The sequence below is a fragment of the Colwellia sp. genome, assembly GCF_013215345.1.
Lineage (GTDB): Bacteria > Pseudomonadota > Gammaproteobacteria > Enterobacterales > Alteromonadaceae > Colwellia.
Map to the genome: position 1 here is coordinate 1 of NZ_JABSOV010000063.1, position 15,672 is coordinate 15,672.

Sequence of the window (15,672 nt, forward strand, 5' to 3'; positions counted from 1 at the left end):
AAAGGCACAAAAGCAAATACGGTAGCAACAATAGCAAAGGAGCCTAAAAAACGACCCAATTGGTAACTTAATGGATTAATCGGTTTACTGTAAAGTAACTCCGACATTTTACTGGTTTCATTTCGGGTTGCCGTACTCGCAACAAAATTTACCACTAAGAACATAGCAAACAACCCCATGATCAATAAGGTTTGCGCAATAGCAAAAGGCCCGTTATATAAAACATTGCCACCGCCACCCAGTTGAATATTTTCACTGATGGTAGCAAAGAATGTCAGAAAGAAAAAAATAAAACTAGTAACATAAAAAGAAGGCTGTCGAGTAAAGTAGCGCCATTCAAAAGCAAACATTTTCATTAACATAATAAGTTCCTTGTCATTATTCAGCTTGAATTAAGCAACTTTTTTTTGTGCTGAAGCAGACTGAGTTGAAGTGGACTGAGCGGAAGCACGATGTTCATTTAACGTAGAAAAATAGACATCTTCTAAGTTCGCTGGCGCGCTTTCAAAACCAAACGGAGCACTTTCTGCTATTACATGCACAATAGTTTGCCCGGCAAATAAACGCTTAGAAATAACGTTAAATTCTTGCTCAATAACGTTAAGCTCGGATTGAGCAATCGCTTTACGCCAGATTTGACCATTGAGTTGATTGGTTAATTCGATTGGATTACCTTGTAAAACAATTTCCCCTGACGCTAAAACCGCCATATTAGGGCAAAGTTCAGTAACATCCTCAACAATATGTGTTGATAATATAATGGCTTTTTCTTCACCTAAGGCGACTAATAAATTATGAAAACGATTACGCTCTTCTGGATCTAATCCAGCTGTAGGCTCATCAACAATTAATAAGTCTGGATCGCCAAGTAATGCTTGGGCAATACCAAAACGCTGACGCATGCCACCAGAGAAGCCACTTACAGCATTTTTTCTATGTTGATATAAATTAGTTTGTGCTAATAAACCTTCTACCGCTTCTTTACGCTCTGCTTTGTTTTTCAAACCTTTTAAAATAGCCAGGTGGTCAAGCAATTCATAAGCACTAATACGCGGATAAACACCAAAGTCTTGTGGCAAGTAACCCAAACGTTGGCGTAAGGCTTGTGGGTCTTTTAAAACATCAATGCCATCAAAGCTAATGCTGCCACTATCAGCATCTTGCAAAGTGGCAATAGTACGCATTAATGACGATTTACCTGCGCCATTTGGGCCAAGTAAACCAAACATACCTTTTGGTATTTCTAAGTTGACGTTATCAAGCGCTTTAACGCCATTATCATACGTTTTGGATAGGTTTTTTATTATTAACATTATTATTCCTGCGTTGTTTTATTATTTGCCTTCATGGCTATTTTATTAAAAAATAATTATCTCTTTTCAATATTTATTGACCACAAAATTTGATGGACGATGAATGATTAAGACTTTTGTCGGTTGTGGGAGCTTAGAGGGTTTTGACTAGTGAGAGATCGATACCACAGACTAATCGTAAATTATTGAGAAGAGCTATATTGTAGTGCGCAAAGTACGCTCCTCAATTTCAAGAGGCATGCACTGCAATGAGTTTAAAATATCGACAAAGCGAATAATAACAATTTGTTAATCGAATGTAAAATTCAAAAAACATTACTTTTATCCGCTTAAGTATTAATACCAACTTGGTATAGGTGTATTGATTAACGCACATAAAAAAGCCCATTGTTACAGTGTGATAAACACTATAAACAACAGGCTTTAGTTTTCTATGTTAACTAAGCTTATTCCTAATAAGAAATGAGTATTAAGTTATTATTCCGCTTCAGGACGCATATGCGGGAATAAAATAACATCTTTGATTGTTGGTGAATCAGTAAACAACATCACTAAACGGTCGATACCAATACCTTCACCTGCCGTTGGTGGTAAACCGTATTCTAGGGCTGTGATGTAATCAGCGTCATAGTGCATAGCTTCATCATCACCGGCATCTTTTTCAGCCACTTGTTTTTGAAAGCGTTCAGCTTGATCTTCAGCATCGTTAAGCTCGGAGAAACCATTGGCTAATTCACGACCACCGACAAAAAATTCAAATCGATCGGTAATAAATGAGTTTTCATCATTACGACGTGCTAATGGTGAAACTTCCCACGGGTATTCAGTGATGAAAGTAGGTTGATCTAATAAATGCTCGGCAACTTCTTCGAATATTTCACAAATGTATTTACCTGGGCCCCAAACTTTAGAAGCACTACTTTCTTTAACACCAACAGCTTTAGCCATGGCTTTAATTGCGTCAAAGTTATTTTCAGGGTCACGTAACACGGCTTCGTCAAGGTGTGCTGCAGCGCGATGTTCTTTGCCGTATTGTAAAATAGCATCAACCATAGATAAACGTACAAACGGCTTACCAAGGTCATAGAATTTCTCTTCTACTACTTCGCCATCAGAGTTTTTCACGGTATTACGAATCATCGTTGTGCCAAGTACATCTTGGGCAATAGTACGTAACATTTCTTCTGTAAGGTTCATCATGTCATTGAAATCAGCATACGCTTGATAAAATTCAATCATGGTGAATTCTGGGTTATGACGTGTTGAAATACCTTCGTTACGGAAACTACGGTTAATTTCAAAAACACGATCAAAACCACCAACCACTAAACGTTTTAAGTTAAGCTCCGGCGCAATACGTAGGTACATATCAAGATCAAAGGTATTATGATGCGTCATAAATGGCTTAGCCGTTGCGCCGCCCGGTATGATTTGCAACATAGGTGTTTCAACTTCCATAAAATCACGCTGCGTTAAGAAGTTGCGAATACCAGCAACAATCTTTGAACGAATTTTAAAGGTATTACGAGTATCTTCATTGATAATTAAATCAACATAACGCTGACGATACTTAGTTTCTTGATCTGATAAGCCGTGGAATTTTTCTGGTAATGGACGTAATGACTTAGTTAATAACGAGTACTCATCCATATTCACGTAAAGATCACCTTTACCTGATTTATGTAAAATACCTCTAATACCAACAATATCGCCAATATCTAATGAACCCCATTTCGCTCTTATTTCTTTTTGCACGGTTTTTTCAGCATAACCTTGAATACGACCTGACGAGTCTTGTATCACTAAAAATGGACCACGTTTTGCCATAACACGACCGGCAATAGCATAAGTAACCTGTAGCTCTTCAAGTTCTTCTTTGGTTTTTTCACCATGTTCAGCTTGGATGTCAGCGGCTAAGTGTTCACGATTAAAATCGTTAGGAAAACCATTAGCTGAACAATTAGAGCGAATCTTTTCAAGCTTTACACGGCGCTCAGCAATCAGTTTATTTTCGTCTTGTGCTACGGGTGTATTATTGGCTTTATCTGTCATGTTAGTTTCTCAAAGTTATCTTTAATTTTTCAATGTGTGATTCACACCTTGTTGAGGTAACTATGTCTTTCCTCTATTACCTTTAGTGAATCCATAATGTGTTCATGGATTCCCGACAAGACACTTCGGGAATGACGTAAACACGCTAAAGTGCTTACCTCAATGTTGGTTAATCTATGATTACTGCTACAAACCAGACTTTAAACTGGCTTCTAAAAATTTATCTAAGTCACCGTATTACTACAGTTTGAATACGGCTTGCTTGGTTTATGCTGCTTCTATTTTCAACACCCGCATGCCAATTCTACAAACCAGATTTTAAACTGGCTTCTAAAAACTTATCTAAGTCACCGTCTAAAACGGCTTGGGTATTTCTATTTTCAACACCCGTTCGTAAATCTTTAATACGGCTATCATCTAATACATAAGAGCGAATTTGACTGCCCCAACCAATATCTGATTTACCGTCTTCTAATGCTTGTTTACCTTCATTTTGCTTTTGCATTTCCATCTCGTACAGCTTAGCTTTCAAGAGCTTCATCGCTGTCGCGCGATTCTTATGCTGAGATCTGTCTGCCTGACATTGCACCACAGCCCCACTAGGAATATGGGTGATACGAATTGCTGAGTCGGTTTTATTAACATGTTGCCCACCAGCACCTGATGCACGGTAAGTATCAATGCGTAAATCTGCAGGGTTGATATCAATCTCGATGTTGTCATCAATTTCAGGATAAATAAACGCTGAAGCAAAGGAGGTATGACGACGACCTGATGAATCAAACGGCGATTTACGTACTAAGCGATGTACACCTGTTTCAGTGCGTAACCAACCGTATGCATATTCACCGGTATATTTTATCGTACAGCCTTTAATGCCGGCAACATCGCCATCGGTGACTTCAATCGCTTCGGTTTTATAACCGTGTGCTTCACCCCAGCGTAAGTACATACGCATCAACATTTCAGCCCAATCTTGCGCTTCAGTGCCGCCTGAGCCAGATTGAATATCTAAATAGCAATTATTGGCGTCTTGCTCGCCCGAAAACATCCGGCGAAATTCTAATTTTTCTAAGACCGCATCAAGGGCAGCAGCTTCTACTTCTGCATCGTCGAAGGTTTCTTGATCTTCTTCTTCAACCGCTAGCTCAACTAAATCTGCGATTTCTTCACAACCAGTTTCAAGCTCGACAATCGTATTGACCACTTCTTCAAGGGCACTACGCTCTTTACCTAAGGCTTGAGCACGCTCTGGCTCATTCCAAACTTCTGGCTGCTCTAACTCTCGAGAAACTTCAACTAAACGTTCTGCTTTAACGTCGTAGTCAAAGGTACCCCCGAAGCGAATTAGCACGTGCACGGATTTCTTTTAATTTACTTAATATTGGATTTGTTTCGAACATAAATCTTCAAACATAAAATTAATTAACAGTCTTTTAGCTACCTTAACGGGCAAAAGACAAATAGTCGCGCATTGTAACGTAAATAAGGGGGTAAATATACGCCTAACAACTCGCCTTTATACTTTTTAAAGTTACTTTTATTCTTACCTACACACTTAGCTTTATAACTAGTTTTCTAATAAGTAATCATAACGAATTAGTCATTTAAGATTATTGCGGTTTGGGTTTGATATTTCTCTATTTAATACTAGGAATATCGCCGATGCTAATCCCGCTGAAGCAAAGACCATACACATCACCATAATTTGATAGCGCGCTGCAATAAATGGCGAGACACCAGCAAGTATTTGCCCTGTCATCATGCCCGGCAGAGAAACAATGCCAACGGCAAACAAGGCGTTAATATTGGGGATCATCGACGCTTTAAAAGCAATGTTACGGGCATTTATAAAACTTTCACCGCGATTAAGTTCGGCAAAAAAACGCTCTCCACATAAACTGACGCTATTCATGCCATTGGCGAATACCATACCAGCGAGTGGCACTAGCGTTTTCGCTTGATGCCAGGGCTCTAGATTCAAGACACCTTGGGTAATGACGACTAAAACCACCAAGCTACTAATGAAAATAGCTAAAAAAGCACTGTTAAAAAGAGATTTTCGCGGCGACTCAATATTATTTAACGCGATCCAACTTGAAAACAGTACCATCACCAGCAGTAATGAACCTATAACCCAGGCATTATCACTGGCAAAGATATAACTTAAAACATAACCCACCAACAATAACTGCACTAACATACGAACCAAGGCATGCAAGGTTCGCTTTTGTGGCAATGACCAGCAAACTAAAATAATCAGTACCAACACCACGGGAATAAAAGCGATGGCAAGTTTAGTCAGTGGAATAATAGCCAGTGCTTGCTCCATTTAAAATCCTTAGTTTTTATTAGTGCTATTTTAGATGCTGGTTTCTCTTGATAGCCAGAGCCTGTGTTAGACGGTACGAATATCAGCAATCATTAACTGTACAGTACGCTTACCACGAAATTCATTAACATCGAGGCGGTAAGCAAGGTGAACCTGTTTCACTTGCGCATTAGGCCAAGCTTTAACATCAATATTAAAGGCAATGCCGTCAAAAACCTGCTTGCCTTGAGTACTGTCTTTTTCTACCACTATTTTCAAGTGCTTTTCGCCGACAATTCGCTGCTGTACTAAAGTGAAGGTGTCATCAAATAACGGCTCGGGAAAATTTTGCCCCCAAGGACCGGCTTCGCGTAATTGCTCGGCAAATTCAATAGTCAGCATGTCTGCACTTAACTCACCATCTGAAAGGATGATACTTTCTAAGTCTTCGGGTTTTAACCATTGTTCAGCCAATTCATCAAACTTCTGCTGAAATAGCGTAAAGTTTTTTTCTTTAATTGATAAACCTGCTGCCATGGCATGACCACCGAACTTAAGAATTAAGTCTGGGTTTTGACTGTCAATATGCTCAAGTAAGTCGCGTATATGTAAACCCGGAATTGAACGTGCTGAGCCTTTAATTTCAGAGTGCTCTGGATCATTATCCTCGACTTTCGCTTTAGCAAAGACAATACATGGACGATGAAATTTATCTTTTAAACGTCCCGCAACAATACCAATAACCCCTTGATGCCAATCAGCTTGAAAGAGTGAAATTGCACTAGGTAAGTGCTCTTCATCAAAATTAAGTGATGTAAGTACACGCTCCGCCTCTTGTTGCATACCCTGCTCTATTTCCCGGCGGGTTTTATTTAAATCATCGAGCTCAGCCGCCATCACTCGGGCACTCGATAAGTCATTGGCAAGTAAACAATTGATGCCATAAGACATATCATCTAAGCGTCCAGCGGCATTAATGCGCGGGCCAAGAGCAAAACCAAAATCACTGGCAACCAGCCTTTGCTGGTTTTTATTGGCTATTTCAATCAAGGCTTGGATACCCGGCCGTGTTTGTCCGGCGCGAATACGTTTTAAACCTTGAGCCACGAGAATACGATTATTAGCATCAAGTGATACCACATCCGCTACTGTGCCAAGGGCAACTAAATCTAATAACTGGGCAATATTGGGCTCAGCAATACCATGTTCGGTAAAAAAGTTGTGCTCTCGGCAATATTTTCTTAACGCCAGCATCAAGTAGAATGCCACGCCAACACCGGCAAGGGCTTTACTGGGGAAATTACAACCGACTTGATTGGGATTAACAATGGCATCGGCATTGGGTAATGAATGCCCTGGTAAATGATGATCAGTAACGATAACTTGCATGCCAAGATCTTTAGCGCGTTTAACGCCGGCAATACAGCTAATACCATTATCAACAGTAATTAACATTTGTGCTTGTTGCTGTGCAGCAAGATCAACAATTTCTGGAGTTAAGCCGTAGCCGTACTCAAATCGATTAGGCACAATAAAGTCATGGTGATTACTACCAAACAGATTAAGCGCTGTCATCATTAAGGCGGTACTTGTGGCGCCATCAGCGTCGAAATCACCCACAATTATAATGCGAGTTTTACTTAATAACGCTTGATGTAATAATTGACATGCTTTGTCCATGCCCATAAGCGCAGTGTCAGCCGACATGCCTTGTAAACGAGCAACATTAAGCTCAAGCTCTTGCGCTGATTGCATGCCTCGGCTAGCATAAATTTGTTTTATCGTTTCGGGTAAAGTATCTGGTAAATGAGCAGTTGCTACTTGTGCTCGGCGAATGATTTTTTTAATCATCTTTATTCGGTCTCAGTTAGGATATTTACGGCTTGCGGACAGAGTTATTTTTAACATAAAAAAAGTACTTACAGATAATCAGCAAGTACTTTTATAAGATAAGCCATAACAACTATTTAGCAGAGTAATAAAAACTTAAGTATTTTTCAATAACTCTTCTAATTGTGCAGGTGGTTGGTAACCAGGGATCATCATACCATTGGATAAGATAATTGCTGGCGTACCGTTAACACCTATTTGGCGACCAAAATCAAACTGTGCTTCTATTGGCGCGTCACAAATTCGATAAGGGATACCACTACCAGCTTTAGCTTTGGTTAACGCTTTTGCAGTATCATCACTACACCATACTGAGCGTAAATCTTTAAAACCTTGACTCAAGTTACCCATTCTATCTTTAATACCTGAACGTGGATAAGCTAGGTAGCGAAAGGTTATGCCACGCTCATTATAATCTGACATTTGTTCATGCATTTTACGACAATAGCCACAAGTAATATCGGTAAACACAGTTACCACATACTTTTCATTTTCTGCTTTATACACAATCATGTCATCTTTAAAGTTTTCTATACCTTCAAGACGAATTTTCGCTAAGCTTTCTTCAGCTAAATCGGTCACTGTACTGCCTAAACTATAGACCTTACCTTGAATGAAAAAATCACCATTATAACTGGCGTAAAACAAACCTTGATTAGTGATGAGCAAAGCAATACCAGGTACCGGTGTAGCTTCAACTTTAACAACGGTTAAACCTAAAGAACTATTGATTTTTGCTTTTAAAGCTTCAACATCAAGCACACTTGGGTCACTAGCTGTTTTAGCTAATGTCGCAGGCACATTAGCCTGCCCTTCAGCATGGGCGCCTTGGGTAAATAAAGCTAAGCTAAACGTAGCCAGTGCTACGCTAAAAAAGAACGTTTTATACATAATGATTCCTAACAAATGGCTAATAAACTTTTAATTAACTAACAGCAATAAAGCTATAAAAAATAAGCTAAACATAACGGCTCATTTGAATAGACCTAATTTTCTCCAAGGAAATTACAGCCATGAGACATTATTTGCAACTTAAAATCGCTACTATAGTGAATTAACTTGTAAACAAAGATAAATGTTTTTGCTAAAATCCCTGTGAAATTACTCTGTACTCCTGAACTTGTCTCTTGAAGTAGAGCGGATATATATCAACATTGGAAATAGCAAAATGAAAATTGGTTTGTTTTATGGCTCAACCACTTGTTACACAGAGATAGTTGCCGAAAAAATCCAGGCAATAATCGGTGCCGATCTGGTTGATATATTTAATATCAAAGAGCAACCTTTAGCACTGTGCCTTGATTATGACTTTATAATTTTAGGTATATCCACTTGGGATTACGGTGAACTGCAAGAGGATTGGGAATCAATTTGGAGTGATATTAATCAATTAGATCTTTCAGATAAGATTATTGGCTTATATGGTATGGGCGACCAAGTTGGTTACAGCGAATGGTTTCAAGATGCACTTGGCATGTTACACGAGCAAGTACTGGTACAAGGTGCCAAACCAGTAGGGTATTGGCCGGTTCAAGGTTATGAATTTTCTGCCTCAAAAGCATTAACAGCTGATGGCGAATTATTTGTTGGTTTGTCGTTAGATGAAGATAGCCAATATAGCTTAACGGATGATCGTTTAGATACTTGGTGTGAGCAGATATTAATCGAGTACAGTAGCTTACTTTAATTTTAGCTAGCAAAAGTTATCTAAAAGAACCTTTGGCAATTTATTTCCCCTTGCGATAAATAGTTACAGCAAGGGCTAAAACCACTATAATTGCCGCCATATTAACCTTTTTAACCCTTAGTGAATTATCCCCTATGTTTGAGCAATTCGATCTAGACTCAGAATTATTAGCCAGTATCAATAAACTTGGTTACACCAAGCCTACCTCAATTCAAGATCTAGTGATCCCTGAAGCGATGGCCGGCAAGGATATACTAGCATCAGCCCCAACTGGCACGGGTAAAACCGCCGCCTTTTTATTACCTATTGCTCAACATTTATTAGACTATCCGCGTACTCAACCTGGCTTTCCTCGGGTGTTAATTTTAACGCCAACTCGAGAGTTAGCGATACAAATTGGCGAAGATAGTAAGCAACTTACTGAGCTAACTAAAATCAAAACGGGTGTTATAACAGGTGGTGTTAACTATGGCAGTCATACTGATATTCTTACATCGACAACCGATATATTAGTGGCAACACCAGGTCGATTATTAGAATACATTGAAAACGAGCAGTTTGATGCCCGTGAAATTGAAATATTAGTCCTAGATGAAGCCGATCGTATGCTCGACATTGGTTTTAGTGACACCATTAACCGCATTGTTGCTGAAGCCCGCTGGCGCAAACAAACCATGTTATTTTCAGCAACCTTAGAAGGTGCTGGTGTACTAGGTTTTGCCAAAGAAGTACTGGATGATCCTATATTTTTAGAGTCAAACCCATCACGCAAAGAAAAAGCGGTAATTCATCAATGGCTACATTTAGCTGATGATTCTAATCACAAGTTAAATATGTTGATCAATATATTGAAGCAAGAAGGCGTCGAACGTACTGTCGTTTTTGCTAATAAACGTGAAACTGTACAGACTCTTTCAGGTAAACTTTACGCTGAAGAATTACCTTGTGTTTGGCTAGAAGGAAAAATGCCGCAAGATAAACGTAACAAGGCCATTGCACGCTTCAAAAATGGTGATGTGAAAGTATTAGTAGCTACCGATGTTGCTGCCCGCGGTTTAGATATTGATGACATAAGCCATGTCATCAATTTTGATATGCCACGCAAAGTAGATATTTATATTCACCGTATTGGCCGCACAGGTCGTGCTGGTAATAAAGGTACTGCCATTTCCTTAATTGAAGCACATGATATGGCTGTTATTGGTAAAATAGAGCGCTATACCAAAGAACGTCTGCCACGTCGTGTTATTCAAGATTTACGACCACAGCACAAAGAATCTCGTGTGGTTAATAAGAAGGTTAAACTTAAGCTCACTAACTCGCAGAAAAAAGCCAAAGCTAAGAAACAAGTAAAGAGAAAAGCTAAGCAAGCAAAAAAATCAGCGAAGTAAGCCCTCGCTAAGTGTTACATTGATATAATACCAATGATGGTGGCGTTGATCATAGTTGGGGCTTTACGGTAGCAATGTGTAGCTACTAGTAAAAGCATCACCAATAAAAAGACCGTAATGCTTTAAGCAATACGGTCTTTTTTTATCTAAATATCAAAGAGGATGAACTAACCAAATAAATCGCCAAGTTTATTTTTCAACTTATCTTTTAACTTATCTTTGGCTTTATCTTCTAGCTTTTTCTGCTGCTGTTTAACAACATCTGAATTTTTTAAGTCAGCCAGCGCTTTATCGGTATCGGTTAATAAGGCTTCAAGATCAAGCAGCTCTGCCGCTTGACTATCACCTAACGTCAAGGCATTAGCTAATTTCTCATTTAAGCCTTTATTCACTTTGTCCTTAAAGTCATTAAGTTTTCCGGCAACCTGCTGTTTAAATGCACCCGTTAAAGCGTCATTTAATGACGAGGCAATAGTAAAGTTTGGCTTACTTAGCTCACCACGGACACCTACATCAATAGTTAAACTATCTAATGACATAACGGTATCGAGTAATAATTGAGTGATTGTAGACTTAGCCTGACCTTGATAACTTGCCTGCTTTAGCGATACATGATTAGTTGCGACAATTTCGCTATTGATTAAGTCAAAACTGCCCTTACCGCTAAGCTGCGCTTTCTCAAGTGATAAAGTTAACGCTTTGCTTTTGGTCAATTCAGTATTTGATAACTTTCTATCATTTATTAGCCACTCTCCGTTAGCCTTAAAATCACCTGATTCTGACTGCTTAAAGTGACTACTAAGACTAAGTTCACCATTAGCGCTTGAGTTTATATTTATTAAACTAGCTTTACCTCTAATCCAATGTTGATGCGTTAACTCACTACCACTAACCGTTAGTTCACCTTCAGCAAGCTGAATAGAAAAAAGTGCCTTTTTGATTAATACCGATGGTAGTGGTGACTCTTCTTTAAAGGAGATAAAGCGCCCTTGCGCATGTTTTTGTGCCGCTTCAGTAGTTTCTTCACCATCAGTGTTATCAAGAAAAGGTGACACTTTATCATAGGCCCATTGAGCCTTTTGCACATATTCACGCGCTTGCTCGCCAAAGAGGATATGGGCAAAGTCTTCGGTATCGATACTTTCAAGTTGATAAGTTTTTTCAATGTGTTGCCAATCTTTACTTGGCGCATTTTTTAACTCATTAACTTGCTGGGCTAATAGATTCTTGGTGGCTAAAACTTGTCGCTTAGCTTTTTTAACTAGCGCTTGATCCGCTTTAAACTCAGCTTTAATTTTATCGAATTCAGCTTTGATTTTTTCTATATCCGCTAATGAATTCACTTTCATCTTACCTAAAGCTTTGACTTTATCTTGGTAAGACTTCAGCTTCGCTTTATTAGGCAGTTGCGCCTGCAATGCTTTTAATTTCACTTGTTCAGCTTTATAACTATCTTGTAGTTGCTTACTAGCGTTAACCGTTAATAAGTTACTGTCATTAAGTAAGGTTTTAACATCCGGTAGTTTCATATCAACTTCCGGTAGCATGGCTTTGGCTTGCTCAGCTAAGCTTGTTTCTGCTGCTTGCCCATCAGATTGTTCGTTAGGATAAACTTTACCCGCTTGGTTACGAATACTAGAAAATTCTAATTGACTGACTTCAAGTTCATCAATAATGATTTTACCAAATAAATATTGCCAAACATCAATACCTGCCGTGGCACGTTCAAAACTAAATAAGTTCTGCGTCGGGGTCTCTTTGTCAGTAACTTGCAAACCTAGAACACTTAGCTGCAACGGTGAGTAAGAAAGCTGAACCTCTGCAACATTTACTTCTGCGCCAAAAGCACTTTCAGCCGAGCTAACAATGGCTTTTTTTACTAAGCTTTCGGCAAATAAATAGATAAAAACTACCACTAAAGCACTTAACACCATAAAGGCAATCATACCTTGCCAACGAATAAACCGAGCCATTACAGGCCTCCTTTAGTTAGGCTAGAGTCACCAGAAAAACTGCTATATAAGCTATAAAATTTAGAGGCTTTTAGCGCTTTGACAATTCTAAACTTTTCAAAAAATGTCATTATATGTACACGGTATTTCTCAATAATAAACTTGCTGATAAAATATATTGGCGCAGATAACACCGCACCTAAAACAAATGCACCTAAGGTATATGTATGATGCCAATGGGCGAGTTTAAATAAACTGAGTTGATAGAGCGAGGTAAAAAAGTCCGCCAAAACAGGTTGTGTTAGTAATGACTCACCCACCTGAACAATAATTGGAGAGAATAAGTAGCTCAGCCCAGAGAAGAAACCGACCGCAAGAATGAAGCTGCCTAAATGCACTCTAATGAGTAAGACAAAAAAGATTATTACGATATTATGCAAAGTAAATATGGGTGATAAACCCACTATAAAACCTAATGCAATTGCTAAGGCTATTTGCCTAATGGAACTATCACTGTTTAGAGCATGGAAAAGCTTTGCTAGTAAAGTTAACATGTCACCTCCTGTTAAAATGTTTAAATGTTTAAATGTTTAAATATATAGTCGCCTATCACCCTAAGATAATGGCTAATGGCTAAAGTTCTTTACGGGTAAAAACCCAGTCGTTGCCTTGGGATAAGCTGTCATTATATTGATAGCCTGCTAAATCGAAATCTTTGATTTGCTCAACTGAGGTCAATTTATTTTGAATAATATAACGCGCCATAAGACCACGAGCTTTTTTGGCATAAAAACTAATGATTTTATATTGACCATTTTTCCAATCTTTAAACAAAGGTGTGATAATTGTGGCATTCAAAGACTTCTTCTTTACTGATTTAAAGTATTCGGTTGAGGCGAGATTAATAAGTACCTCATCACCCTGCTCACTTAAGGCTTTATTAAGCTCACCGGTAATAATATCACCCCAGAATTGATATAAATTAGCACCGCGACTATTAGCAAGTTTACAGCCCATTTCCAAGCGATAAGCTTGCATTAAATCAAGGGGTTTTAACAATCCGTATAAGCCAGACAATATTCTAAAATGCTGTTGAGCGAAATCAAAATCTGCTTCACTAAAACTAGCAGCGTCAAGCCCGGTATAAACATCACCATTAAAACTTAAGATGGCTTGCCTAGCATTATCGGTAGTAAAGGGGGTTGACCACTCACCAAAACGTGCGGCATTTAAGCCGGCAAGCTTATCACTCAGCTTCATTAAACTGGCGATATCACTCGGAGCAAGCTTGATACAATCGTCGATCAATAACTGACTTTGCTCAAGTAAACTAGGTTGACTAAATTTATCTGTCGCTAACGGAGATTCAAAATCTAATTTTTTTGCAGGTGAAACAACAAGTAACATATTTTTTTGCCAATTTTAGTGAGACCTTAATAAGACGTAATATATCATAAGCGTTGAGTGAGTTAACAGCGTTTAATCTAAGGCAAGGTAAGCCTAATCAATCACCTTTGGCGTAAGTTAAAAACAAAAGCACAACAATTTGGTGAAAATAGCGCAATAAAGGGTGCTTTTTTATTTTTTTGTTGTAATATTTCTCCAGCTACATTCATTATCTAATTTTGAAATGTTCAGCAATCAATTTTTCAAGGATAAAAATAAGGTAACGTCATGACAAACTCTTCTTCACAGCTTGCGCAATTAAAACAAATGACCACAGTTGTGGCTGACACAGGTGACATTGAGGCTATTGCAAAGTTCCAGCCTCAAGATGCAACAACAAACCCATCGCTTTTATTAAAAGCGGCTTCATTACCTAATTACCAAGGGTTAGTAAAAGATGCTGTTGTTTGGGCTATTACACAATCTGACAATGCTGAGCAGCAAGTTATTGATGCTGCAGATAAGCTTTCAGTATTAATTGGTCTGGAAATTCTAAAAACTGTGCCGGGTCGTATCTCTACCGAAGTAGATGCTAGATTATCTTTTGATACCACTGCATCAATTACTAAAGCACATAAGCTAATTGCACTGTATAACGAAGCCGGTATTAGCAATGATAGAATTTTAATTAAACTGGCCTCAACTTGGGAAGGCATTAAAGCCGCTGAGCAGCTAGAAACAGAAGGCATCAACTGTAACCTGACTTTACTATTCAGCTTTGCCCAAGCACGTGCTTGTGCTGAAGCGGGTGTATTTTTAATATCTCCTTTTGTTGGTCGCATCCTAGATTGGTACAAAAAAGATACCGGTCGAACTGACTATGCAAGTAATGAAGATCCTGGTGTTGTTTCTGTTACCAGTATTTATAATTATTATAAAGAACATGGTTACAATACCGTAGTAATGGGTGCTAGCTTTCGAAATACAGGCGAAATTCTTGAATTAGCAGGTTGTGACCGTTTAACCATTAGTCCCGCATTAATGGATGAATTAACGAATAGTACCGAGACTGTTATACAAAAACTTATTGCCAGTGAAGCTTCTGCCGATAAAGAGCCGGTATTAAGCCAAGCACAATTTCGTTGGTTGATGAATGAAGATGCCATGGCGACAGAAAAGCTCGCTGAAGGTATTCGTAACTTTACCATTGATCAAGTTAAGCTTGAACAGCAATTAGCCGCTATGCTCTAGTATACACCTGTCATTTTTCATCCATAAAACGACCATTTAAAACGCATAATTCGTAAGAAATATGCGTTTTTTCGTTTTAATCCTTAAAAAATTGTGATAAAAAGTAAGGGCAATTGTTTTTCGATGTGATGGTAAAAATAAGGGGCACTTAATGGATAAGATAAACCAAGTTTTCAACTCAACAAATCAAGTAGCAAAAAAACGTGTGGCATCAACAACTAAAAGAAAATGGCGTGAAATAGAATCCATTCGTGATAAATTTCAGCTAGAAAAAGATATGCGCATGTATGAGGACTCATTGGAATATATGTTAGAAGAGTTCTAATGAGTAAATAAGCTAAAAACAATCTCAGATAATCATAAAAGCCCAGTATGCTGGGCTTTTTTATGTCTGTTGTTTATTCCTTCAAATTTTTCCCTTAACTTTATTTCTTTAAGT

13 protein-coding genes and 1 pseudogene are annotated in these 15,672 nt (G+C 38.5%); 4 read left to right on the plus strand and 10 right to left on the minus strand.

Going from position 1 to position 15,672, the window contains the following annotated elements; all coding sequences use genetic code 11:
- The 7 genes and pseudogenes from HRT50_RS11005 to dsbC all read right to left on the minus strand — a co-directional run.
- Window positions 1–362: pseudogene (locus HRT50_RS11005) on the minus strand (hypothetical protein); the annotation flags it as partial.
- A 30-nt stretch (window positions 363–392) separates the two neighbouring features.
- Entirely contained in the window at window positions 393–1,313 is a 921-nt protein-coding gene (locus tag HRT50_RS11010) for an ABC transporter ATP-binding protein (RefSeq protein ID WP_291614341.1), read from the minus strand.
- 477 nt (window positions 1,314–1,790) lie between these two features.
- Window positions 1,791–3,365 (minus strand): lysine--tRNA ligase, encoded by a 1,575-nt coding sequence (gene lysS / locus HRT50_RS11015; protein WP_291614343.1) that lies wholly within the window; start codon window positions 3,363–3,365, stop codon window positions 1,791–1,793.
- Between the two features lie 304 nt (window positions 3,366–3,669).
- A protein-coding gene (gene prfB / locus HRT50_RS11020) for a peptide chain release factor 2 (RefSeq protein WP_291614345.1) occupies window positions 3,670–4,768 on the minus strand; the annotation gives its coding sequence in 2 pieces (ribosomal slippage) (window positions 3,670–4,692 and window positions 4,694–4,768; 1,098 coding nt in all).
- A 200-nt stretch (window positions 4,769–4,968) separates the two neighbouring features.
- Entirely contained in the window at window positions 4,969–5,697 is a 729-nt protein-coding gene (locus HRT50_RS11025) for an ABC transporter permease (protein WP_291614347.1), read from the minus strand.
- Window positions 5,698–5,763: 66 nt separating this feature from the next.
- Complete coding sequence (gene recJ / locus HRT50_RS11030; protein WP_291614350.1) at window positions 5,764–7,527, minus strand: single-stranded-DNA-specific exonuclease RecJ; 1,764 nt, start codon at window positions 7,525–7,527, stop codon at window positions 5,764–5,766.
- A 135-nt stretch (window positions 7,528–7,662) separates the two neighbouring features.
- Window positions 7,663–8,457 carry a bifunctional protein-disulfide isomerase/oxidoreductase DsbC gene (gene dsbC, locus HRT50_RS11035; protein WP_291614352.1) on the minus strand — a complete coding sequence of 265 codons (795 nt, stop codon included), beginning with the start codon at window positions 8,455–8,457 and terminating at the stop codon, window positions 7,663–7,665.
- A 277-nt stretch (window positions 8,458–8,734) separates the two neighbouring features.
- On the opposite strand from dsbC, the gene fldB reads away from it, so the two are divergent.
- A complete protein-coding gene (gene fldB, locus HRT50_RS11040; RefSeq protein ID WP_291614354.1) occupies window positions 8,735–9,253 on the plus strand; it encodes a flavodoxin FldB in 519 nt (172 codons plus the stop codon).
- A gap of 134 nt (window positions 9,254–9,387) precedes the next feature.
- Entirely contained in the window at window positions 9,388–10,644 is a 1,257-nt protein-coding gene (gene srmB, locus HRT50_RS11045) for an ATP-dependent RNA helicase SrmB (protein WP_291614356.1), read from the plus strand.
- Window positions 10,645–10,811: 167 nt separating this feature from the next.
- Here srmB and HRT50_RS11050 read toward each other — a convergent pair whose 3' ends face one another.
- The 3 genes from HRT50_RS11050 to yaaA form a co-directional block, all read right to left on the minus strand.
- The gene (locus HRT50_RS11050; protein WP_291614358.1) at window positions 10,812–12,617 is read right to left on the minus strand and encodes a TIGR03545 family protein; all 1,806 of its coding nucleotides are present in this window, start codon (window positions 12,615–12,617) and stop codon (window positions 10,812–10,814) included.
- A complete protein-coding gene (locus HRT50_RS11055; protein WP_291614360.1) occupies window positions 12,617–13,150 on the minus strand; it encodes a DUF2062 domain-containing protein in 534 nt (177 codons plus the stop codon). Before HRT50_RS11055 ends, HRT50_RS11050 begins: the two co-directional genes overlap by 1 nt.
- Before the next feature lie 79 nt (window positions 13,151–13,229).
- A complete protein-coding gene (gene yaaA, locus HRT50_RS11060; RefSeq protein WP_291614362.1) occupies window positions 13,230–14,003 on the minus strand; it encodes a peroxide stress protein YaaA in 774 nt (257 codons plus the stop codon).
- A 267-nt stretch (window positions 14,004–14,270) separates the two neighbouring features.
- Here yaaA and tal point away from each other — a divergent pair, with 267 nt between their 5' ends.
- Window positions 14,271–15,233, plus strand: coding sequence for a transaldolase (gene tal / locus HRT50_RS11065; protein WP_291614364.1), 963 nt, complete (start codon window positions 14,271–14,273; stop codon window positions 15,231–15,233).
- A 151-nt stretch (window positions 15,234–15,384) separates the two neighbouring features.
- On the plus strand, window positions 15,385–15,558 hold the full coding sequence (locus HRT50_RS11070; protein WP_291614366.1) for a DUF3545 family protein: 174 nt from the start codon (window positions 15,385–15,387) through the stop codon (window positions 15,556–15,558).
- Window positions 15,559–15,672: the final 114 nt, after the last annotated feature.